This is a genomic window from Bizionia paragorgiae (genome assembly GCF_900107625.1).
In the GTDB taxonomy this organism is placed as follows: Bacteria; Bacteroidota; Bacteroidia; order Flavobacteriales; family Flavobacteriaceae; genus Bizionia; species Bizionia paragorgiae.
Map to the genome: position 1 here is coordinate 158,904 of NZ_FNQK01000005.1, position 24,086 is coordinate 182,989.

Genomic DNA, 24,086 nt, shown 5'->3' on the forward strand with positions numbered 1-24,086 from the left:
TAGTGTAGGCTTTTTTTTTTATATACTAACACTAAATAACTAATGGACAATACAATTTTAATAATTGTTGCAGGTGTTGCAGTGGGATCCCTAATAGGATTTATAATTGCAAAAATACTTGAACGTAATAATGCTTCTAAATTAATTAAAGGCGCAAAAAAGACAGCATCAAATATATTACGAGATGCGAAAAGCGAAGGAGAAAGCATAAAAAAAGATAAAATTCTTCAAGCAAAAGAAAAGTTTATCGAACTTAAAACAGAACATGAAAAAGTTTTGTTTTCCAGAGATAAAAAGATCTCTGACATAGAAAAGAGAACACGAGATAAAGAGTCACAAATCTCTAATGAGCTATCAAAAGTTAAGAAAATTAACGCGGAAATAGAATCTAAAATTAAAGATTACGATTCTAAACTAGAACTTTTAGAGAAGAAACAAGACGAGGTAGATAGAATACATAAAAGTAAAATAGAGCAATTAGAGGTAATCTCTAGTTTATCGGCAGAAGAAGCTAAAGCGCAGTTAATAGATTCTCTACGTAATCAAGCGAAAAGTGATGCCATGGCTTATATCCAAGATAAATTGGAAGAAGCTAAATTAACAGCACAGCAAGATGCTAAGAAAATTATTATAAATACCATTCAACGTATAGGTACAGAAGAAGCGGTGGATAACTGTGTGTCTGTATTTAACATAGAATCTGATGATGTTAAAGGACGTATTATTGGACGTGAAGGACGAAATATTCGTGCTATCGAAGCCGCAACAGGTGTAGAGATTATTGTCGATGACACGCCAGAAGCTATTATTTTATCATGTTTCGATTCGGTACGTCGTGAGATCGCTAGATTATCATTACATAAATTAGTTACCGACGGACGTATTCACCCGGCACGTATTGAAGAGGTGGTTAAGAAAACGCAAAAACAAATCGAACAAGAAATTATCGAGGTTGGAAAGCGTACTGTTATCGATTTAGGAATTCACGGTCTGCACCCAGAATTAATAAAAATGGTAGGACGTATGAAATACCGCTCGTCTTACGGTCAGAACTTACTACAACACTCTCGTGAAGTAGCGAAGTTATGTGGTGTAATGGCAGCAGAACTAGGTTTAAATCCTAAATTAGCTAAACGTGCGGGACTATTACACGATATTGGTAAGGTGCCAGATGCCGAAGCAGATATGGAAACCCCACACGCTATATTAGGTATGGAGTGGGCTGAGAAATATGGTGAGAAAGAAGAAGTTTGTAACGCTATTGGTGCTCACCACGATGAAATAGAAATGACCTCATTATTATCACCAATCGTTCAGGTTTGTGATGCAATATCAGGAGCTAGACCAGGAGCTAGACGCCAAGTGTTAGATTCATACATCCAACGTTTAAAAGACTTAGAAGAGGTTGCTTTAGGCTTTGGAGGTGTTAAAAAAGCATACGCTATTCAAGCGGGTAGAGAGCTTCGTGTTATTGTAGAAAGTGAAAAAGTAAACGACCAAAGAGCTTCGGAATTATCCTTTAGTATTTCTCAAAAAATACAAACGGATATGACCTATCCTGGTCAAGTAAAAGTTACGGTGATTAGAGAAACTAGAGCTGTAAATATTGCTAAATAAAAGTTTAGTAATTAGTGTTGCTAAAAAAAATCCAACTGTTTTAAGTTGGATTTTTTTTGTTTGGTAGTATAATCGTAAAGGTGGTTCCTACATCTACAATACTGTCTATATCAATACTGCCGTTAAAGGCTTCTATTTGGTTTTTAATAAGATATAAACCTACGCCTTCAGAGTTACTATTCGTGTGGAAGGTCTTGTACAGTTTAAAAACATCTTTCCCAAACTTGTCTAAATCAATACCCCGGCCATTGTCTGATATTTTAATACAGATTTGCCCATCGTTAGTAAAGGATTCTATAGTTATGACAGGGTCTCTATCTGGGTGCTTGTATTTAATAGCGTTGGATAAGAGATTTTGGATAATGCTTTCTAGATAAGCAGAATTATAATTAATGGATAAATTTTTACAGACATGATTATAAATTTTAGCTTTGCTTTTTACTATTATGATATCTAAAAGTTTTAAGCTCTCTTCAATAAACTCATTAATGTTTAAAAGTTCAACATCAGTTTCCTTTTTAGATTGAACGGCTACAATTTGCTTTAGGTTTACAATCGTGTTATTTAGGGAGTTCGCCACTTGGTTTAAATGACCTATAAGTTCATCTTTTTCTTTATCGTCATTCGTTTCACTATAAAAGCCCAATAAACTTTCAAAATTTGCCGCGTGTTCTTTGAGATTATGGGTTACAATATGGGCGAAATTTTTAAGTTTTGTGTTTTGTTCTGTAGCAATAATAAGTGCATTGTTAATCTTTGTTTCACTATCTACTTCATTTGTTATATCGGTATGTGTGCCTATAAACCGAATGTAGTCACCGTTTATATCTCGCTCTACTATTTGTCCTTTATCTAAAATCCATTTATAGGTGCCGTCTTTACATTTTACGCGATGTTTATTTATGTATATGGGATTTTCTCCAATAATATGATCATTAAAATCTTTATGATACTTAAAACGGTCCTCTGGGTGCACTAGATTATTCCAGTCATCGCTATGTCTTCCAAATTGGTCATCGTCTAAATAACCAATCAGCTCTTTGGAGCAGTCCGATAAAAAAATAGTATCTGTTTTTGCGTTGTATTCCCACATTCCAATTTTGGAAATGCTTAAAGCAATTTCCCATTTATTGGAGTCAAAATGGTTTAAATTATGCTTAAGATTTTGATGCATAGTGTTTGATAAACTATTAGTTACTAGTAATCAGGTTTAATACTGTTTATAATTTAACAAAATAATTGATAATAATTTACTTTTTAAGATTAAAAGCTTAGTTTTATTGATTAACGGGTGTGCTTTACGTAGAATTACTAAGGTCTAGGGTGAAAACTAGTCATTACATTGGTTAGATGCTTTCTGTCTATATGGGTGTAAATTTCGGTAGTCGTTATGCTTTCGTGTCCTAACATGAGCTGTATGGCTCTTAAATCGGCACCATTCTCCAAAAGGTGAGTGGCAAAAGAGTGCCTGAAAGTGTGTGGCGATATTTTTTTATTCAAATTAATTTTTACGGCCAATTCTTTTATAATTGTAAAAATCATTGCGCGAGTGAGTTGTTTACCACGACGGTTTAGAAATAAAACATCGCTGTAATCCTCATGAATGGGTTGGTGTACTCTTATATGTTCTTTGTAGAGGTTAATATATTTAATGGTCGAGGGCACAATAGGAACAAAGCGTTGTTTATCACCTTTTCCAGTAACCTTTATAAAGCCTTCTTCAAAATATAAATCAGAAATCTTAAGTTGTGTGAGTTCGCTAACCCGTAAACCACAACCGTATAAAACTTCAAGAATAGCACGGTTACGCTCGCCTTGCGGACGACTAAGATCTATCGCTGCAATGAGTTGGTCGATGTCCCTTTCACTTAGTGTATCTGGTAATTTCCGACCAATTTTAGGGGAGTCTATGGTGTCTAGCGGATTGGTCTCTCGGTAATCTTCAAAGATTAAGTAGTTAAAAAAGCCCTTTAATCCTGATATGATTCGCGATTGGGAACGGGGGTTAAGGGTTTTGGCAATGGTATAAATAAACGTTTGAATCTCACTTTTAGAAATTTGAATTGGAGACGCATTGATGTTATTTTTTTCGATATAACGGATAAGCTTTGTGACGTCTAATCTATAATTATTAATAGAGTTTTCAGACAAACCACGTTCTATGCGTAAGTATAAACAGTAATCTTTTAAGGCATGTTCCCATTTCATAAGTCCAAATGTAGCTATTTATAAAGAATTAATTCAAATTATTAGTTAAGGTGTTGCTATTGAGTTGATAGACAAGTGTTTGTTAATAAAAGTGTTAATAACTTGGTTGAAATATAGATTTTTAATAAAAATTTTAAGTAGTTTGCATTAGTTTAATCAATAATAAAACTTTTTAAATTATGAAAAAATTATTTTTATGTGCTGCATTAGTTGCTTTTGGAGTTTTTAGTGTGAATGCACAAGGTCAATTTAAAATTGGTGCCAACGTTGGATTACCAGTTGGTGATTTTAGCGACTTTTATTCATTAAGCGCAGGTTTAGATGTGGCTTATTTAATAGATGTTTCTGATGATTTTAAAGTAGGAGGAGCAACGGGCTTTATGAATGTTTTTGGTGACGATGTGGAAACTTCATTCGGTGATTTAATGGTTGTCGCAGAAGCCGAAGATGCTCAATTTGTACCTTTAGCAGCTGCCGCTAGATTTATGGCTTCTGATAATTTTTATATCGGAGCAGACTTAGGTTATGCAATAGCTGTAGATAGTGAAGGTGAAGGAGGTGTATATTATCGTCCACGTATAGGCTACAATTTTACTGAAAAAATAGGTGTTAATTTATCTTATACAGGTATTTCTAATGATGGAAATTCGTTAACAAATATAGGTGTAGGGGTAGAGTTTTCTTTATAATAAGATCCAATAGATTATAAAAAAAACCGAAGCTTAGCGCTTCGGTTTTTTTGTGGCTTATATTATGTTAACACTATCTAAAACAGTCTTAAAGTTCTTTTAAATTCCTGTTAAGCTTATTTTAAACAGCGTATAACTTGTTTCTTTTTTTGTTGTTTTGAAGTGAACAACTAAAAACAAATAATATGAAAAATGTATGTATAGCTGTGGTAATTGCAGCGTCTAGTTTATTAAGTGTTTCAGCCCAAAATACAAACCCATCGCAAGATGTGCAGTTTGGAGTTAAGGGTGGTGTTAACTTTTCTACAATCACCGGGGACGATTTTAATGATTTAGATTCTAGAACAAGTTTTAATGCTGGTTTTATAGCAGAAATCCCGATTACAGATAGATTTTCTATCCAACCAGAGGTGTTTTATTCGGGACAAGGTTTTGATATAAGAGAAATTGATCAGGATAATGTTTTTGATAATGATCAAAATATAGAATACCAGTTAGATTATATTCAAGTCCCTGTTTTAGCTAAATTGTATCTAATCGACGGACTAAGTATAGAGGTGGGTCCGCAATTCGGATTTAAAGTCAATGAAGAAATTGATTCTAAGCCTAACTCCGACGGCGGAGATACTACTATTTCTAGCGAGAATTCGTCGGTTAAAGATTTTGAAACCAGTATCGCTGGGGGAGTGAGCTATAAGTTTGCTAGCGGATTTTTTATCTCTGGAAGATATACTTATGGGTTGACAAATCTATTTGATGACGATTCCCTTTTTAAGAATGTAGATGCCAAAAACGCGGTAGCACAAGTCGGTGTTGGTTTTATGTTCTAAAAGCAGATAATAAGAGAATTAGAATTTTTTAATCGCTCAAATACTAGCGAAAAGCCTAAATACTTCACAGTATTTGGGCTTTTTTTATTGATTGCTCTTTATTCTATCTCAATAAAATAAATTAGGAAAAATTATCGGCCGTTAGTAAACCAATGTGTTCCGATTTAACTGAGCGATACAGCAGGTGTATTAGCATGTTTTAATTGTTAATAACTTGTTTATACCTAGATAATTAAACGCCAGTTTCTTTTTGTTTTGGATGTGAAAACATCCTGTTTTTACGAGTAATAATATTGTGGTAATGTCTGATAATGCCCATGATTACTTGTTAAATGTGAAAATTTAGCAGATTTTAAATGCAGTTTATATTTTTCCAAATTATTAACAAGTTGAAGATTAAGTTATTAACATTTTCGATTCTTAACGCGATGTTAATTTAGGCTTTTTGGGTGTTAAAAATTGCTTTGACATTTAGAATATGGCCTAACTTTGCACTCTGAAATTTTAAATAAATATATTATGAAAAAGTTATTTTTTGCTGCTTTATTAGCAGGATTTGCATTCAACTCAGCGAGTGCTCAACACGAAGATGGAACTAAAGGTTTTGCAAAAGGGGATGTTTTTATGTCTGGTAGTGTAGGGTTTAGTAGTGACTCTCAAGGAGACACAAAACTAAACGGATTTACTGTAGCGCCAAGAGCAGCATACTTTATTTCTGATAACATTGCTTTAGGAGCAAAATTAGGTTATACTTCAAGTAAAGAAGAAGAGAAAGAATTTGGTGGAACTGAGGAAACTAAAGTTTCTAACATCGAAGCTGGTGTTTTTGGACGTTACTATTTTACGCCTGCTAGCCAATTCTCTTTATTTACTGAATTAGGAGCTGGTTATGTACACTCTAAGTATGAAGAAACTGGAAGAGATGATCTTAAAGCTGACGGATTTAATGTAGCATTCGCTCCAGGTGTTAGCTATTTTATTTCTAAAAACTTCGCTTTAGAAGCGTCTTATGGTTTATTAAGCTATAACTCTGATAAAGTTGATGTTGATGGTGCTGAGTCTAGAGACCGTTTTAACGTTGGTTTAGACCTTGGTGATATTAACTTAGGATTAGTTTATAAGTTCTAATACCCTCTTAATATTAAGATAGAAAAGGCCGAAGTTTAATCACTTCGGCTTTTTTTATGCTATATCTTTTGTATTTTTGAATAGTACGCTAAGCAAATGCTTTGCCAATAGACCCTATACAACAGCAATGAAAAAACTAATTATAATTAACGGACCCAATTTAAACCTATTAGGTAAACGCGAACCCAATGTGTATGGGAGTTTATCGTTTACCGAGTTTTTTGAAACCGTTCAAAATAAATATCCCCAAATCAGTTTAGAGCATTACCAATCTAATGTCGAAGGGGAGCTGATTACCAAAATCCAAGACTGTGGCTTTACTTACGATGGTATTATTTTAAATGCTGCTGCCTACACACATACCTCTGTGGGGATTGGAGATGCTGTAAAAGCCATAGAAACCCCGGTAGTAGAAGTGCATATATCTAACACCTTTGGGCGCGAAGCGTTTAGACATGAATCCTTTATATCTCCTAATGCAAAGGGTGTCATTTTAGGATTCGGGCTGCAAGGCTACGAACTAGCTATAGAGAGCTTTGTTTAAGCTCGAGGTAGAATATACCGCCTAAGACGTCAAAACGCACCCAAAGTAGCACAGGCGTTATAAGGTAGTTTTAATCAAAGTATAACAACACGTAGTTAAATGAGCCATTCAAAAAAAGAAGTAGCCTTATTATTTTCTAATGGAGAATTTAAGAAAGTGCAGGATCATTTATCTCCAGATGTCGTATGGACTATCGTTGGCGAGCAAGTGTATACCGGTAAAAAAGAAGTGATCGCTTACTGCGATCAAACAGCGCTTTACTTCCAATCGGTAGAGACAGATTTTAAGACCAATAAGGTGATAGAGTCAGATAGTACTGTGGTTATTATGGTGACTGCCGAATTTAAAAAACAGGGCGTTCGGCAAGCGTATATCTCAGCTTGTGATGTCTATGAGTTTAATAACAGCAATAAGATAATAACGATTACATCCTATTGCATGCCTAGTAAGACATAGGATTCCGTATGGAATCAGCGGGTTATAAGACTTAAAACTTTACCTATTAAAAATAAAAAATGCGACTAGAAACAGTCGCATTTTTATTATGTGTGTCGTGTCTTTAACACGTATACCTTATAGGTGTATCACTTCGTCGTAAGCATCAGCTACAGCTTCCATAACCGCTTCACTCATGGTAGGGTGAGGGTGAACTGCTTTTAATACTTCGTGTCCTGTAGTTTCTAATTTTCTACCTAAAACAGCTTCAGCAATCATATCGGTAACACCAGCACCAATCATATGGCAACCTAACCATTCACCGTATTTAGCATCGAAAATTACTTTTACAAAACCATCTTTAGTTCCTGCAGCACTTGCTTTTCCAGAAGCAGAGAACGGGAATTTTCCAACTTTAATATCTAAACCTTTGTCTTTTGCTTGTTTTTCGGTTAAACCAACACTAGCAATTTCAGGAGACGCATACGTACATCCTGGGATATTTCCGTAATCTAAAGCTTCAACATGCTGTCCAGCAATTTTTTCAACACATAAAATACCTTCAGCACTTGCTACGTGAGCTAGAGCTTGACCAGGAGTGACATCACCAATAGCATAATATCCTGGGATATTCGTTTGGTAGTAATCATTAACTAGTATTTTATCTCTATCTACAGCAATACCAACGTCTTCTAAGCCAATACCTTCAATATTTGTTTTAATTCCAACGGCACTAAGTACAATATCAGCCTCTAAAACCTCTTCGCCTTTTTTAGTTTTTACTGTAGCTTTAACACCATCACCAGAAGTATCCACATGTGTTACCTCGGCGCTAGTCATTATTTTAATTCCGCTTTTCTTAAATGATTTTTCTAATTGCTTAGATACATCAATATCTTCAACAGGAACAATATTTGGTAAATATTCAACAATAGTCACCTCAGTTCCCATAGCGTTATAAAAGTATGCGAATTCCACACCAATAGCTCCAGAACCTACAACAATCATTTTCTTTGGTTGTTTCTTTAAGGTCATTGCTTGGCGGTATCCAATCACTTTTTCACCATCTTGAGGTAAGTTAGGTAACTCACGAGAACGTGCTCCAGTAGCCACAATAATATGGTCTGCGCTATATTCTTTACCATCAACGTCAACTTTTTTACCAGGTTTTAATTTTCCAAACCCGTTAATCACGTCAATTTTATTCTTTTTCATTAAAAACTGAACCCCTTTGCTCATCCCTTCCGCAACATTACGGCTACGGTTAACAACAGCATCAAAATCCTTATCGTAGTCTTTTACGACTAAACCATAATCGTTCGCATGCTTTAAGTATTCAAAAACTTGCGCCGATTTTAATAAAGCTTTCGTTGGGATACATCCCCAGTTAAGGCAAACGCCACCAAGGCTTTCCTTTTCAATGACAGCGGTTTTAAAACCTAATTGCGATGCTCTAATGGCTGTAACATAGCCTCCAGGACCACTTCCAAGAACAATAATATCGTATTTACTCATTGGTAATTTTTTAATTTGTTTAAAGAAGCTACGAATTTACAAAACTATGCGCTAATATTAAATTGAACGCCCATATTTATTTGGGCGTGCCCTAAAGGTCATGCTTTACGCTGTATCTTTTTATAAAAAAATAAAAAGGATGCCGCTGCAATCACTCACGCAAAATCAACACTATTATGAGTTGATTAATGGTGTTAAATCACTAGTAGTAAGCGATTTGTAAACAAGTAGTTTTTGTGATTATTAAGCTTATAGTTAAATAACGCCCCTTTTTATTCCATTTTTGCTAAGGTCAGCACTTCCTTTTCTCCAGAACGACTCATAATAAATTGTAAAGTGTCGGCATTTAATGTTTTAATCTCTACACCAATTTTAAGCTTTCCTTTTGGGGTAGAATACAGTAAGCCATTCGCTAATTTGTAGACTCCAGAATCTTCGTGATTATCAATTTTCGAGCTGTATGTTTTGTCAGCGTTGAATTTAAAATACACGTTATCGTTACAGCGGTCGCTGCCTGTAGATTCTATAATCCATGAGGAGCAAACCCATTCACCATAAATATGTTGATAATCGGCCGTGTTATTTTCACAGTTAAATAGTAAAAAAGCGAGGAGTACGGGAACTAATGTTTTCATTGTTTGAGTTTTTATAGTGTTATTTTATGTTTCTAAAGTTGGTTATAAAGAGAAGTCTTTGGCCGGTGCCGGGTGTTTTAACGCGTGGTAAACTTCGTCGAAAACGGCTGGTCTATCCGCAAGTACAATCAGGGTGTCGTTAGTTTCAATAGTTATAGACCCGTTAGGAATAATATAACTCTGACCTCTTTTTATCATGGCAATAATAGCGTTTTTAGGAAAGCCTAACTCCACAATTTTTTTATTCACCGCATGGCAATCTGCTGTAATCACAATTTCTTTCATCTCTGCTTTTGGGTTTTCTGCCATAAGCATATCGGTAGGGTTTAATTTTTTATCCTTCTCTGGCAAGGCTACATTTAACCATTTCGCCACAATAGACAATGTAGTCCCTTGAATTAATATAGACGTCACCGAGATAAAAAATACGATATTAAAAATCATATTCGCTTTATCAATACCTGCGAGTAGGGGATATGTAGCAAAAACAATAGGTACCGCACCACGTAATCCCACCCAAGAAATATAAAGACGTCGGCGTAATTTCATCTTAAAAAACATCAGACTTATAAAAACACCTACAGGTCTTGCAATAAAAATAAGAAACATCGATATGAGTAAACCTATTCCCATATACGGGATAATGGCCGATGGAAATACCAGCAAGCCTAAGGTTAAGAAAAGTATTATTTGCATTAACCACGCCAGACCATCAAACATTTTTAAAATGGTCTTTTTATGAATTAGATCTTGCTGTCCTAAGTAAACCGCACAAATATAAATAGCAAGGAAGCCATTACCACCAAAAAAATCGGTAGCAGAAAAGGTGATAAACATAAGGGCAATGACCAAAACAGGATATAACCCTTCAAAATCTAACTTGATTTTATTAATGATAAACTTACTCAGTATACCGAACCCTATACCCGCAAGTCCGCCCACAATCATCTGCTGAAGAAAAATCGGAATTATTGAGGCTATACTTTGATCTTGATTAATGACTAAGGTTAAAAAAGCAATAGTAAGCACATAAGCCATGGGGTCGTTACTACCACTTTCAAGCTCTAATGTTGGACGTAGGTTATTTTTTAGCGCCAAACTTTTAGAGCGTAGAATAGAGAATACGGCGGCTGCATCGGTAGAGGATACAATAGAACCTAGTAGCAGACTTTCGTAGATCGTGAAATCGGTAACCGACCAAACAAATGCACCTAAAGACATCGCGGTTAGAAATACTCCCAACGTGGATAAGGCAACACCTTCCCTAAGAATGGGTTTTACCGCTTTCCAACTGGTATCTAAACCACCAGAAAACAAGATAAAATTAAGCGAAACAATTCCGATAAACTGTGCGAGTTTAGGATCGTCAAAACGAATGCCTCCAATACCATCAGAACCGGCAAGCATACCGATACCTAAAAATAAAATTAATGTAGGGACTCCGAATTTATAAGAGGTTTTACCTGCTAAAACACTTAATAATAGTAATAAGGAGCCAATTAAGAGTATGTTTTCGATGGTAACATTCATGCATTATCTAGTTTAGTAGAGCTGTAGCGAAGATACTATTTCTCGATTTAGAATGATAAGCTAGAGCTTAGGAATTTTCTGAATTTTATACTCTGAAAAGCACAGGCGGTAAGCGTGCTTATAGCGTTTTAATCTTGATTGTAAGTCTTTAAGACTTCATCCAAACCGATTTTATAAAGGTTACCAAATCCGTTTAAGCTGCTATTAGAATAGATTTTTAGCGTATCAATATGGTGTAATGGTTTATGGTCCTTTAGACTTCTATCGCTAGTAAAATAAAGAATGTTTGTATTCCAATCTACGAACGGACAATAGTCTAAACGATCAGAATTTACTTGTATTCCCAAGTTTTTTGCTGCTTTCCATTCTCCTTTTTTATCTTTTAGACTCATATATAAGTCCCCACCACCTAAATCGTCTTGTCGGCCATAAGAACTAAAAATAATTAGATCTTCGTTCGGACTAATGTAGGCGTTAAATTCAAAGGCAGGAGAGTTTATTGCTGTTGGTAAAGCTTCGGGGTTTTGATAGACACCATTTCTGTATTCCGATCTATAAATATCCTCCTTGCCAACACCGTTATCGCGTGTAGCGGTAAAGTATAAATGCCCTTTATTGCTTAAAGACGGAAAAAACTCATCGCCTTTAGTATTTATTGTGGAATCTAAAGCTATAGGATCTGCCCAGCCATCATGCGCTCTATCACTATACCAAATATTATAATCACGCCGTGATTGATCATTATAAATAGGTCTATTTGAAGCGAAATATAAGCGATTGCCAGTGTCACTAAAAAAGGGTTCGATATCATGAAACGTTCCAGATATATTTAAAATTTGTGGAGTACTCCATTTACCGTCCTCTAAAGTGGTGGTTACTAAACAGCGCATCGTCTGTTTATAATCGGCCAATGTATATACGATTTGATTCCCTTTAGGGGCAATGGCTATATCTCTTTCATAAAGAGGTGTAGATAAAATATGCTCTCCAAGTAAAGTTACGGCGGTAGTTTTTGTTTTGATATCAATAGGGTGAGAAGGGATTTCTTTGGTTGCAGACAGGCAGCTAGCCAATAGAAGGGGTAAAAAGAATAGAGACTTAAAATTCATTAGTGGTCACCTTTTAACGGTTATTAGTGAGATTTAAAAGTTAAATATAATCAAAGGAATATTACAGTGACCTAAAAACAGCAGCTGATTTAAGATTCTAATTAAAAAGCCCAAATGGTTTGAATGCCATTCAAACCGTTTGGGCTACTATTTTTAAAGAGTTAAGGTGTTTAGTTTTTAAACACAGTTTCTCCATCTTTAGTTAACTCTAATTTTTCTCCTTTACCACGTAGTTCGTACTGGTCATTTTTAAACCAAATGCCAGAGGCTGGTTTTTCACCAATAAGATCAATTTGCTCTCCTCCATTTAAGTACACTTTAGCTTCATTTGTAGACGCATTTACTGTAACATTAAGTGTGTCTCCATTGTCATTCTTGTAGGTGGAATTAATGATTTCATCTTCGTGTTCAAAAACAATCTCATCACCTTTTTTTAATTGGATATCATTGCCTTTTCCGCGAAGTTCATACGTATCATTTTTATACCAAAAACCAGATGCTGCTTTCTCTTGTTGTAAATCTACAGTTTCACCATCGAAAACAAAGGTTGCTGTTCCTTTAGTATTGTTGAAAACAATTTCTAATTGCTTACCGTCCTTGTTTATTGTCGTTGTCGTTACAAAATCGTCGGTATTAGCCTCAACGGTTTCTGTAATTTCAGTATCTACGTTTTCTTGTTTTGGTGCTTCTTTACAGGCGTTTAAAAATAATGCTGAAAGCATGGTAAAAGTCAAAAGGTGTTTAATCATTTCTTAAATTTATTTGTTATTAAAGTGTTCTAATTATGTTCTTACAAACTTGGTTGTATAACTTCAAAAAGTATGCCATTGGTTATGCTTTTCGGAATAATACAATATGTTTTTAATTAGAAACACTTTGGTTATTCTATTGCTATTACCAAACGTTTTCCAGCGGCTATTTTTTTAGTCCATAAACTCTCAATGTCCTTAATAGACTCTACAACCAATTCCATTTGTAATTTACCATCCGCAGCAAGTTGGAATAGTTCAGGAAGGATGTCTTGACTAAGCATCTTGAGATCTTTTTGTGACAGACTACCAAAGCCAGAGCCTAAGATTTCAATAGCTGAACTTCTTAAAACCCCTGAAGATAAATTAATAGTTTCTCCTGCCATAGAGCCAACGGTTACAATCCGTGTTTTATGGGTAAAATTATGTAAGCCACCACCTTTTAAAGCACTAATAATTAATTCTATGGGTTTTCCCCATACATAATCAATTACCAAATCTATAGGATGTGCCTTATGGAGGTTTTTTAATTGCTCTATAATAGCCTCGTCGTTTTGTTTTAAGGACACCGTTTGGTCAGCACCAAGGGCTATTGTTTTTTGTAAGCTGCCTTCGTTTCTTCCCGTTGTAAATACTTTATTTGCACCGTAAAACTTTGCAATCTGAACGGCCAATAAACCAGTAACTCCTGTGGCTCCATTAATTAAGACATTCTGTCCCGGTTTCATTTTACCTCGTATTTTTAGTGCCATTGCCGAACCTAATACCGCATTGGGTAATGCAGCAGCAGTATAATTATCTAAGTGATCTGGTATTAGCGTGTATTGCTCTCTATGAATAAGGGCTTTTTCCGCTAGCATACCGGTAAGGCCTTGAGCATAAACTCGTGTACCATCATTTAAAACGCCAACACCATCCATACCAACAACAACAGGTAGCGAGGTATAACTGGCATAGTGGGTTCCGCTTGCTCGTAATTTATCTAAATTTTTAACCGCCGCTGCTTTAACCTCGAGTATGATTTCATCGTCACTTTTTGGTTCTGGGGTAGGGAAATCCTTATACTTTGGTGATGCGCCGAGTTGTTCTAAAATTGCTGCTTTCATAGTTTGATTCTTTAAATAACTAATACATAATTTTAATGAAAAAGAGGCAGATTTTAATCTGCCTCTTAATTATACTACTTTGAAATTTAATTTAGAAAACAGATGATTATGCTTCCTTAGTAAACTGTAGGTCAACAACCATTTTTACTTTGTCAGAAACTACAATGCTACCTGCTTCTGTAACAGCACTCCAAGTTAAGTTGAAGTCTTTTCTGTTAATGGTACCGGTCATTTCAAAACCTGCTTTTGTTTGTCCGTAAGGATCTACAGCCACACCATTAAGTTCAGCATCTAAAGTTACTTCTTTAGTAATATCTCTAATGGTTAAGTCTCCAGTTAATTTTTCACCATCAAATGATTTAGAAACAAATGTCATTTCTGGGAATTTTTCCGAGTTGAAGAAATCATCAGATCTTAAATGCGTATCTCTATCTTTGTTTTTGGTGTTGATAGACGCTGTTTTAGCACTAAAATTGAAATCTGCACCTTTAAAATCATCTCCATCAGTTTTAGCAGTAGCTTCAAAATCTTCGAAGTGACCTGTTACTGTTGAAATCATCATGTGTTTTACTTTGAATGCGATTTCTGAATGTGTGTTGTCTAATGTCCAAGTTGTGTTTTTGCTCATTTTTATATGTTTTTAGTTGTTATTATTTAATTTATTATCTTAATTAATACGTCTTGTATATCTTCATTCTTTTTAAACATGGCGTTGGCGAACGGACATAAAGGTGTGATTTTTATGTTTTTCTCTCTGGCCATATCTACAATTTTGTAAAGCAATTGCTTACCTATGTTTTGTCCTTTAAATTCAGGATCTACTTCTGTGTGATCAATGATAATATGATCAGCTCCAGCGATAGAGTAGGTCATTGTGCCTGCTCTTTTATCATCTTTTGTAGCTAAGGCAAAGCCTTTATTGTCTCTTTCTTTTATAATTATTTCCATAAGGTAAGGTTTAAAGTGTAATATGATTAATGGTTAGTGTCCAATTAAACAGACATAGGTACTTCCATTAATAAAACGCGTGCATCTTCTGTCGCTTTCACGTTAATACTGTCTGTATCCCAAATTCCCATACCATCTCGTTTTGATAGCTTAGTATTATTGATCTCTACTTCACCTTCAAGAATAAAAGCATAAACGCCATTGCCTTCTTTTTTGATTTTGTATTCATCAGACTTTCCACTTTCAAATTTTCCGATATGAAACCATGCGTCTTGATTAATCCATACCCCGTCATCATCTTGGTTAGGTGAAAGCACTTGGTAAAACTCATTGTCCTTAGCAATGTCTCTAATAGATACTTGATCGTAACGTGGTGACTGGTTTCGCTCTTTAGGGAAAACCCAAATTTGAAGAAACTTGACTTGCTTGTCCTTGTTTTTATTGTATTCTGAATGCGTGATTCCTGTTCCAGCACTTAATACTTGTACGTCACCTTCTTTAATAACGGCTACGTTACCCATACTGTCTTTATGCTCTAAATCACCTTCTAACGGAATAGATATAATTTCCATATTATCATGAGGGTGTGTCCCAAATCCCATACCTGCCGATACGGTATCATCGTTTAATACGCGAAGAACACCAAAATTCATACGTTCTGGGTTGTGATAATTAGCGAAGCTAAAAGTATGGTGTGAGTTTAACCAACCGTGATTAGCGTGTCCTCTTGTTTCTGCTTTGTGAATTACTGTATTCATAGTGTATATGTTTTTATTTGGTAAATGATTAAATCCTACTTGCTGCATCAATCTGTCGTAAGTCGATTTTTTAGTCTTACTTTCTTCTGCTTTTAGTGCTTGGGGAGCAATAGCTCCTACAACACCTGTTAAAAAAACATTTTTTATAAATTTCTTACGATCCATAGTCTTTGCTTTAAGTATGGAGCAAATATATAAACTATTAGAAACGTGGGGAATATGAAAAGTAGGGATAGACTTATGAAAATCCGACATCCCACCTAAAACGTATGTTTTTTAGGTGTATCGGGCCTAAAAATGGCAGTATAAATCCTTATTTTACCGGTTGGCAACAGTTTGAAAATGCTGCGTTATGGGTTAGTATAGGTCCAGTGAAGCACAAATCTCCATCGCTCGCCATGGCCGAAAACTCTATAATAGAGTAATGAGCTACTTATAAATAGAGGTAAAGGCTATTGAAAACTCGTGCTGGACTATTAATTAATATCGTCTTTTAATTGCTACCACTTAAGATTTGATCTCGTTATTTTTAAAGTGAGTAGGCGAGACCTTGGTGTGTTTTTTAAAAAAGGCACTAAAATTTGCAGGCTCATTAAAACCCAATTCGTAAGCTATTTCTTTGTGAGTTAAATCGGTAAAATATAATAGTCTTTTTGCTTCGGTAATTAGCCGTGCTTGAATATAATCTTTAGCCGTTTTTCCAATCTTTGCTTTAACGGTTCGGTTTAAATGATCGGGACTAATAAAAAGTGTGTTAGCATAAAAGGTCGTTGAATGTTCTTTTTTGTAATGGTGTTCGACCTCTTTTTTAAAAGACCGAATTAAATTGTCTCCCGAGTTATCTACATCCGACTCAATAGGGTTTATAGAGCATATATTGTTACACTCTATTAGTAAAAGCTTTAGAAACGCACCTATAGATAGAAACTTCATGTTTCTATCACTGTGGAAAAGCTTATAGATTTCATTTAAAAAATGAGCTATAGTTTCAAATTGAGCTGGGCTCGGGGTTAATGGCGGACTTTGGCCGTAATTATTAAACAGGTTTAAGCTGTCTATAAAAGAGAGACGGATTGAGTTTTCAACTAAAAACTGATTGGAAAAGGTCATTGCAAACCCCGAGGACATTTCGGTTTCCATAACTTGATGGACCTGTCCCGGAGCAACAAAGAAAATTTGGTTTTCTGATAGCTCGTACGTGTTAAAATCTATTTTATGGAGGCCCTTGGCTTTGTTTATTATTAAAACAGTGTAGTAGTTGTGTCTATGAGGAACGTCAATTTTTCCGTTTCGCTTGGTATAAATAGCTTCCATTTTAGAGATACCAAAACTGACGTGATGCTGATCGTAATTTACTTTTTCGTATGTTTTTACGGTTTCCATGGGCGCTCTTTGTTATACTATTATATACTTTCTTCTATACGTCTGTCTGGCATAAGCCATAATATCGCGACTAAAGCATAAAAAGCTATGGCTAGCCAGGTACTAAAAAAAGAAGAGGCAACACCTAATGAATAACATATAATAGAAATTTTTCCTTTTTGATCCGAGCCAACTACTTTTCTTAAAGGAAATTCTTCACCGTGAGATTTTATAATTTGTGCTTGTAAAATAAAATAGGCGATGGCACAAAAGAGAAGCACCACACCATAGGCAATTACAGGAAGGGTTTCGTTGTAAAACTCACCAATCCAAGCTGTTGTAAATGGAATTAGTGAAAGCCAAAAGAGCAAGTGTAAATTAGCCCATAGTATTTTTCCGTTTACCCATTGCGTAATTTGAAATAGGTGATGGTGGTTATTCCAGTAAATTCCTAGATAGATAAAACTAACGATATAACTTATAAAAACCGGAGTTTTAGCGAGTAGGGAGTTTAAACTAGTGTCTTCTGGAGCTTTGAGCTCTAAAACCATAATAGTTATAATAATTGCTAATACGCCATCACTAAAGGCTTCTAATCGGCTTGTTTTCATTTGATTTATCTTGTATTAAATGAGATTATGAAATTGAATTTTACGTTTAAAATCTTGGGGATGGGTAAGGTATATAGTCGTCAGAGTCACCTTTAATTTTTGGAAAAGATTGGGTTTTCCAATTTTGCTTAGCCTCTTCGATACGCGCTTTGCTTGAGGAGACAAAGTTCCAATCTATAAAACGTTCTTCAGGGAAAGGCTCCCCACCAAATAGATAAATAGAACTATTTTCATGAATGGTAAACTCACAAAGCGTAGTTTCTTTTGCTACTAATAACTGATTCGAATCATAAACGTTTCCACCGCTTTCAATCGCGCCTTCAAGAATATACAATCCAGAATCACCATAAAGTTGATCTCCAATATTCAATGTTTGCTTCGTTTTACTTTTTATTTCAATCATAAAGAGTTTACTAAAGACTGGTACGGGCGATTGTTTTCCAAAGGCCTCACCAGCAACGAGTTTAAATTCCACATCACCTTGATCCCATTTTGGGATTTGTGATTCTTCAATATGAAAGAACTCGGGATCCATCTCTTCAAGATCTTTTGGTAAGGCTACCCAAATTTGTAGTCCGTGCATAAACAACTCAGAATTTCTTAAATACTCTGGTGTACGTTCGGAATGAACTATCCCTTTACCTGCAGTCATCCAGTTTACGGCACCAGGCATTATTTCTACGCTATTACCTAAAGAATCACGGTGCATGATGCTCCCTTCAAATAAAAATGTAAGAGTCGATAGTCCGATGTGTGGGTGTGGCAATACATCAAAATTATCTCGTTCACTTAATTTAACGGGTCCCATATGATCGATATATATAAAAGGACCGACCATTCTTTTTTGACGGAATGGTAATAAGCGTCCCACCATAAAACTACCTATGCTGACTGCGCGTTCTTCTATAATAAGTTTTACGTTCGACATGTTTTTAAAGTTTACAGAGGCTAATTTGTGTTACGCCTTAGTCAAATTTACAGTTTTGTAGGTAATCTGCATTACAAAAATTAAATTATATAACTATTTATAGAATCAAATTACTAGTTAATAGGTTATTGTGATGTTTGATTTGAATTTTGGTTTTCTTAGATTGGTTCTAAAGGTTTAATTAAAAACAAGTGAACTGCTCTAATTAAGTTTTTTAATGACACTCACTATAAGCTCAAATCCTTTTATAATAGTAAAAGCAAGACTAGTAATGAGTCTTGCTTTAGAAATGTTTTGACTTTGGTTCTGTATTTATTTTTTAAAGACGTCTGTACTTAAGTTGGTATTGAAAGTAATGTCCGACCAGGTAACTTTAATTGCCGGTTGATCTGTAACTATCGCATTCCAATCAGATTTTTTATAAGCGCGTTGTGTCGGTAATAAAATACCATCAATATTTTCATAGGCTAATGTCATTAAAAACGGAGTGTCTATAACGCCAAAATCGGCTACAGTAAACAGAAACTGATCAATAAGTTGCGTTTCCTTATTTATATAAACCTGGTAAATATCTGTGGCTACGGTGTCGTCATTTTCAAATGAGATTTTTACAACATCATAATTTTTATCCGCTATAGTTTGTTCTCCAATATGCTCGTAAATCACACCGTCGTCCATTAATTTTTGCATCATAGTAAACCAATAGAAATTGGTTGGCCTATTAAATTTTACAGCTTTTAAAAGCTTGGCATCGGTTACTAGTTCACCATTGTGTTTCATCCAATACTCCGTTCCGTCGTAGCCTTGTTCTAAGATACCTTCGTATTCTGGTAAGGTTCTTTCGTGTTGTACGTATTTACCATAAGACAACTCCCCGTCAAAAATATATTTTTCGGTTACGATATCCGTTTTCCCATCTGGCGTTTGGTAGGTATAAGTGTACACTACATCATTTTTGCTCCTCAGTTGGTTATAATCGCCAACTTTTTGGGTCATTTTATAAATGAGCTCATGACCTTTATTTGTAAAGGCTGGCTGAGCTTCTTCTTGTGCTGTATGAGAAGTTTCTGCAACCGGTTCGTTTGTAGTATTAGATTTTGTGGTTTTCCCGCAAGAGGCGAGTACTAAGCTTAACGCTAAAGATAATGTGAGTGCTTTCATTTGATTTTTTATAGTTAATAATAATGGATAAATACGGTTGTGATTTACAGATTTTTAAAAACGGTTTCTATATAATGCTGTAATTGTGTTGTCGTGCATCGGCGACTAGCCGATGATAGGCCAAACATAGAGATGAGTAAATAATCAGCGTGTTGTTCTATACGTTCTGCAGGTGTTGTGCCCTCTTGTTCTAAAACAGATGCAAAAAGCTGTTTTACCTCTTGAGTAAATAAAAAGAGGGCTTCTTTTATCTGTTCGTCGCTGTCTTGGTCCAATTCATTGGCGGTATTCGTTACTAAGCACCCTTTACCAAACGCTGTAGCTTTTGAAAACTCTAAAAAGTCGTAAAAATATGTTTTGATGCCTTCTAGACCTTGTGATGACGATTTTAAGGTTGAATTTAAATGACTTATTTTCTGCTTATAGCATTTTAAACTTTCTAAAAACAACCCGTTTTTATTACCGAAACTCGAGTAGATAGAGAATTTATTAATACCCATTTCTTTTTCAAGTAACTGCATCGATGTGTTGGTATATCCTTTTTGCCAAAATACCTGCATGGCTTTTTCCACCACCTCTCCTTCGTTGTATGCCTTTGCTCTTGCCATGATTAAAATAATTGGTATCAAAACTAAACAATCGTTTAGAAATAATATAAAAATTAGGAATATTTTAGTATTTGCTAATTGAAAGCGAGAATATTAGAGCATAAAAAAAAGCGAACATCATGTTCGCTTTTTTTTAAATGGTGTTTTATAACCTATTTATTCAATAGTTAAAACCAAATCATCTTGCATGACCATTGTACCTTCTTTAAGGGTAATGGATTTCACTTTACCAGCTTTAAAAGCGGTAACTGTAGTTTCCATTTTCATAGCTTCTATAATAAACAGCGGGTCATTTTCTTTCACTTCTTGACCGCGTTTTACCACTAGCTTAGAAAGCGAACCTTGTAAAGGCGCACCAATATGATTAGAATTTTCTGGATCAATTTTTATATGCTCCTCCTTCTTTATATTTAGTGAGCGGTCTAAAACCTCAACAAATCGGTTTTCACCATTCACACTAAAGAACACTATTCTAACTCCATCCTCATTAGGGATTCCTACGGAAAGTAGTCGGACGATAATGGTTTTACCCGGTTCTAATTCGATAGAAGTTTCTTCACGTTGTTTCATACCGTAGAAGAAATTCTTGGTAGGCACTAATGCGAGATTACCATAAAGCTTATAGTTTTCGTGTGCTTGTTCAAATACTTTTGGATATAAAGTATAGGATAGGAAATCTTCTATTTCAAGAGCTCGAGTAAAGCCTTTTTGGAATTTCTTTTTAAAGACTTCGTATTCAGCATCAAAATCTATAGGTTCCAAATGCGCATTTGGTCGGTCGGAATACGGCACTTGGTTTTTAAGAATAATCTTCTGTAATTTCTCAGGGAAACCTCCTGAAGGTTGGCCTAAATCACCTCTAAAGAAACTAATTACCGATTCTGGGAACGATATTTCTTCACCGCGCTCCATAACGTCTTGAGGTGTTAAATTATTGGTCACCATAAAAATTGCCATATCACCAACCACCTTACTACTTGGTGTTACCTTTATAAGGTTTCCAAACATGGTGTTGACTTGGGTATACATCTTTTTCACCTCATCAAAACGATCTCCTAATCCCAAAGCGATTGCTTGCGGACGTAGGTTAGAATACTGTCCGCCAGGAATTTCATGTTTAAAGACTTCGGCAGTCCCTGCTTTTAATCCCGATTCAAAAGGATAGTATAACTCTCGTGTATCTTCCCAATAGTTTGAGAACTGATTTAAAGTCTCCATATTGAAATCGTGAGCACGAGGCTCGTATTTCATCATTTCAACAATAGAGTTAAAGTTAGGCTGAGAGGTTAATCCTGATAAACCACTTAATGCCACATCTACCACATCAACACCAGCTTCAATGGCCTTTAAATAGGTTGCCGATTGTAAAGACGAGGTATCGTGAGTATGTAAATGAATAGGTAAGTTTACTGTATCTTTTAATGCCGCTACCAACTCTGTTGCTGCGTAAGGTTTTAATAAACCAGCCATATCTTTTATAGCAATCATATGGGCACCAGCATTCTCAAGGTCTTTGGCTAGTTGCGTGTAGTATTTAAGATTGTATTTGGTGTTGTTTACGTCTAAAATATCATCGGTATAACTTATGGCTGCCTGCGCAATTCCCCCTGTGCGTTCACGAACATAGGTAATGCTTGGTTCCATTGCCTTAACCCAGTTTAGGGAATCGAAGATTCTAAAAATATCCACTCCATTTTCCCAAGATTTTTCAACAAATTTCTCAATTAAATTATCAGGGTAGGCTTTATAACCCACAGCATTACTACCGCGGAGAAGCATTTGGAAAAGGATATTTGGAACCGCTTTACGCAATTCGCGAAGTCGCGTCCACGGACTCTCGTGTAAAAAACGTAAGCACACGTCGAAGGTTGCGCCACCCCAAACTTCCATACTAAACGTATTCGGATGATTTTTGGCATAACTTTCAGCAACTTTTAACATATCAAAAGTTCGCATACGTGTCGCCAATAACGACTGGTGAGCATCACGCATCGTTGTGTCTGTATAATGAATTTTCTGATCGTTTTTAAGCCAGTTACAAAATTGTTCGGGACCTAATTCGGTGAGCAGATCTTTTGTTCCTTTAGGATACGGATCATTGATGTTAAATTTAGGAACCTTTGGATTTCTAAAGACCTTGTTAGGGTCTGTATATTTGACATCCGAATTACCATTAACAATCACCTCACCTAAAAACTGAGTAACCTTAGAGGTACGGTCTTGAGGTAATTTAATTTTAAATAGGGAAGGGGTATTCTGAATAAAGTTTACAGTAACTTCTCCCGATTTAAAGGTGTCATGTTGAATTACATTTTGTAAAAAGTGAATGTTGGTATTTACCCCACGGATTCGGAACTCTTTTAAGGCACGTACCATTTTACGAACCGCACCGTCTAAAGTCCTACCATGAGCAGATACCTTTACAAGCATAGAGTCGAAAAACGGACTCACACTATAGCCTTGATAGATACTTCCTGCATCGAGTCTAATTCCCATTCCGGCAGCACTTCTATATGTGGTTATTGTACCATAATCTGGAGTAAAGTTATTAGAAGGGTCTTCGGTTGTTAAACGACATTGAAGCGCAAACCCATAGGTTGCTAACGACTCTTGGCTGTATATTTTTATTTGTTGATCGGATAGTTTATAGCCTCCCGCAACAAAGATTTGCGTTTTAACTAAGTCGATACCTGTTACCATTTCGGTAACCGTATGTTCTACTTGAATTCTAGGATTCACCTCAATAAAATACACGTTATCGTCTTTGTCAACCAAAAACTCTACGGTACCAATATTGTTATAACTCACTTCTTCAGCAATACTGATAGCGTATTTGTACAACGCTTGTTTTACGCTATCCGAAATATTAAAAGAAGGGGCTATTTCTACAACCTTTTGGTGGCGACGTTGTACCGAACAGTCACGTTCAAATAAATGACGAATAGTACCGTGGTTATCAGCTACAATTTGCACTTCTATATGTTTCGGGTCTTCCACATACTTTTCTAAGAACATGGTATCGTCACCAAAGGCATTCTGAGCTTCGTTTTTTGCCGAGTCGAAATTTTGTTCTAAGTCTTCAGCTTTACGAATAATTCGCATTCCACGACCTCCTCCACCAGAAGCAGCTTTAAGCATTAAAGGATAACCAATTCTCTTGGCTTCAGCAATAGCAATATCCAGAGAGGTTAAATCTTTTATGTTACTTTCTATAATAGGAACATTGCATTTTAAAGCAATCTTTTTTGCGGTAATCTTATCTCCTAAGGCATCCATAACCTTTGGGTCTGGACCAATAAAAATGATACCGTTTTCGGCACATTTTCTAGCAAACTCTGAATTTTCTGAAAGAAATCCGTAACCTGGGTGAATGGCATCGACACCTTTAGACTTTGCTAAAGCAATAATCTCATCACTATTTAAATACGGTTTTAACGGATCGTTATCTTCACCAATTTGATACGACTCATCTGCTTTATTTCTGTGTTGCGAATACCGGTCTTCGTAAGTGTAAATTGCTACGGTTGCGATATTAAGTTCGGTACAAGCTCGTAAAATACGGATTGCAATTTCACCGCGATTAGCAATTAATATTTTTTTAATTTTCATATATAG

At 35.6% G+C, this 24,086-nt stretch carries 23 protein-coding genes; 6 read left to right on the forward strand and 17 right to left on the reverse strand.

The annotated features are described in order from the left end of the window. Positions 1-42 precede the first annotated feature (42 nt). Complete coding sequence (rny, locus tag BLV64_RS05080; RefSeq protein ID WP_092133111.1) at positions 43-1,617, forward strand: ribonuclease Y; 1,575 nt, start codon at positions 43-45, stop codon at positions 1,615-1,617. Positions 1,618-1,657: 40 nt separating this feature from the next. On the opposite strand, the gene BLV64_RS05085 is transcribed toward rny, so the two are convergent. Both BLV64_RS05085 and xerD read right to left on the reverse strand, forming a co-directional pair. After that, positions 1,658-2,791 (reverse strand): sensor histidine kinase, encoded by a 1,134-nt coding sequence (locus BLV64_RS05085; protein WP_092133112.1) that lies wholly within the window; start codon positions 2,789-2,791, stop codon positions 1,658-1,660. Between the two features lie 137 nt (positions 2,792-2,928). Then, positions 2,929-3,825 (reverse strand): site-specific tyrosine recombinase XerD, encoded by an 897-nt coding sequence (xerD, locus tag BLV64_RS05090; RefSeq protein ID WP_092133113.1) that lies wholly within the window; start codon positions 3,823-3,825, stop codon positions 2,929-2,931. Positions 3,826-4,004: 179 nt separating this feature from the next. Here xerD and BLV64_RS05095 point away from each other — a divergent pair, with 179 nt between their 5' ends. The 5 genes from BLV64_RS05095 (at position 4,005) to BLV64_RS05115 (ending at position 7,472) form a co-directional block, all read left to right on the forward strand. Beyond that, a complete protein-coding gene (locus tag BLV64_RS05095) occupies positions 4,005-4,514 on the forward strand; it encodes an outer membrane beta-barrel protein (protein ID WP_092133114.1) in 510 nt (169 codons plus the stop codon). Between the two features lie 185 nt (positions 4,515-4,699). Next, positions 4,700-5,344 carry a porin family protein gene (locus tag BLV64_RS05100; RefSeq protein ID WP_092133115.1) on the forward strand — a complete coding sequence of 215 codons (645 nt, stop codon included), beginning with the start codon at positions 4,700-4,702 and terminating at the stop codon, positions 5,342-5,344. Positions 5,345-5,863: 519 nt separating this feature from the next. Next, entirely contained in the window at positions 5,864-6,472 is a 609-nt protein-coding gene (locus BLV64_RS05105; RefSeq protein ID WP_092133116.1) for a porin family protein, read from the forward strand. A gap of 127 nt (positions 6,473-6,599) precedes the next feature. Continuing rightward, positions 6,600-7,016 carry a type II 3-dehydroquinate dehydratase gene (gene aroQ / locus BLV64_RS05110; RefSeq protein WP_092133117.1) on the forward strand — a complete coding sequence of 139 codons (417 nt, stop codon included), beginning with the start codon at positions 6,600-6,602 and terminating at the stop codon, positions 7,014-7,016. A gap of 99 nt (positions 7,017-7,115) precedes the next feature. Further along, positions 7,116-7,472: a nuclear transport factor 2 family protein gene (locus BLV64_RS05115; RefSeq protein ID WP_092133118.1), complete on the forward strand. Its 357-nt coding sequence runs from the start codon at positions 7,116-7,118 to the stop codon at positions 7,470-7,472. 117 nt (positions 7,473-7,589) lie between these two features. Here BLV64_RS05115 and lpdA read toward each other — a convergent pair whose 3' ends face one another. The 15 genes from lpdA to BLV64_RS05190 all read right to left on the reverse strand — a co-directional run bounded on the left by lpdA (position 7,590) and on the right by BLV64_RS05190 (position 24,080). Further along, the gene (gene lpdA / locus BLV64_RS05120) at positions 7,590-8,966 is read right to left on the reverse strand and encodes a dihydrolipoyl dehydrogenase (protein WP_092133119.1); all 1,377 of its coding nucleotides are present in this window, start codon (positions 8,964-8,966) and stop codon (positions 7,590-7,592) included. Between the two features lie 272 nt (positions 8,967-9,238). Then, complete coding sequence (locus BLV64_RS05125; RefSeq protein WP_092133120.1) at positions 9,239-9,601, reverse strand: lipocalin-like domain-containing protein; 363 nt, start codon at positions 9,599-9,601, stop codon at positions 9,239-9,241. A 42-nt stretch (positions 9,602-9,643) separates the two neighbouring features. After that, a complete protein-coding gene (locus BLV64_RS05130; RefSeq protein ID WP_092133121.1) occupies positions 9,644-11,131 on the reverse strand; it encodes a potassium/proton antiporter in 1,488 nt (495 codons plus the stop codon). A gap of 128 nt (positions 11,132-11,259) precedes the next feature. Then, positions 11,260-12,240, reverse strand: a complete 981-nt coding sequence (locus BLV64_RS05135; protein WP_092133122.1) for a TolB family protein — start codon at positions 12,238-12,240, stop codon at positions 11,260-11,262. A gap of 170 nt (positions 12,241-12,410) precedes the next feature. Continuing rightward, positions 12,411-12,989, reverse strand: a complete 579-nt coding sequence (locus tag BLV64_RS05140; RefSeq protein WP_092133123.1) for an MliC family protein — start codon at positions 12,987-12,989, stop codon at positions 12,411-12,413. A 131-nt stretch (positions 12,990-13,120) separates the two neighbouring features. Beyond that, complete coding sequence (locus BLV64_RS05145; protein WP_092133124.1) at positions 13,121-14,095, reverse strand: quinone oxidoreductase family protein; 975 nt, start codon at positions 14,093-14,095, stop codon at positions 13,121-13,123. A gap of 106 nt (positions 14,096-14,201) precedes the next feature. Continuing rightward, positions 14,202-14,723 carry a YceI family protein gene (locus BLV64_RS05150; protein ID WP_092133125.1) on the reverse strand — a complete coding sequence of 174 codons (522 nt, stop codon included), beginning with the start codon at positions 14,721-14,723 and terminating at the stop codon, positions 14,202-14,204. A gap of 26 nt (positions 14,724-14,749) precedes the next feature. Further along, the gene (locus tag BLV64_RS05155) at positions 14,750-15,043 is read right to left on the reverse strand and encodes a GNAT family N-acetyltransferase (protein WP_092133126.1); all 294 of its coding nucleotides are present in this window, start codon (positions 15,041-15,043) and stop codon (positions 14,750-14,752) included. A 44-nt stretch (positions 15,044-15,087) separates the two neighbouring features. Continuing rightward, the gene (locus BLV64_RS05160) at positions 15,088-15,801 is read right to left on the reverse strand and encodes a pirin family protein (RefSeq protein WP_092133147.1); all 714 of its coding nucleotides are present in this window, start codon (positions 15,799-15,801) and stop codon (positions 15,088-15,090) included. 507 nt (positions 15,802-16,308) lie between these two features. Then, positions 16,309-17,184, reverse strand: coding sequence for an AraC family transcriptional regulator (locus BLV64_RS05165; RefSeq protein WP_092133127.1), 876 nt, complete (start codon positions 17,182-17,184; stop codon positions 16,309-16,311). A 20-nt stretch (positions 17,185-17,204) separates the two neighbouring features. Then, positions 17,205-17,774: a TMEM175 family protein gene (locus BLV64_RS05170; RefSeq protein ID WP_092133128.1), complete on the reverse strand. Its 570-nt coding sequence runs from the start codon at positions 17,772-17,774 to the stop codon at positions 17,205-17,207. A 46-nt stretch (positions 17,775-17,820) separates the two neighbouring features. Then, a complete protein-coding gene (locus BLV64_RS05175; protein WP_092133129.1) occupies positions 17,821-18,702 on the reverse strand; it encodes a pirin family protein in 882 nt (293 codons plus the stop codon). 312 nt (positions 18,703-19,014) lie between these two features. After that, a complete protein-coding gene (locus tag BLV64_RS05180) occupies positions 19,015-19,863 on the reverse strand; it encodes a DUF6503 family protein (RefSeq protein ID WP_092133130.1) in 849 nt (282 codons plus the stop codon). Between the two features lie 44 nt (positions 19,864-19,907). Further along, the gene (locus BLV64_RS05185; protein ID WP_092133131.1) at positions 19,908-20,471 is read right to left on the reverse strand and encodes a TetR/AcrR family transcriptional regulator; all 564 of its coding nucleotides are present in this window, start codon (positions 20,469-20,471) and stop codon (positions 19,908-19,910) included. Positions 20,472-20,627: 156 nt separating this feature from the next. Further along, positions 20,628-24,080 carry a pyruvate carboxylase gene (locus BLV64_RS05190; protein WP_092133132.1) on the reverse strand — a complete coding sequence of 1,151 codons (3,453 nt, stop codon included), beginning with the start codon at positions 24,078-24,080 and terminating at the stop codon, positions 20,628-20,630. Between the last annotated feature and the right edge of the window lie 6 nt (positions 24,081-24,086).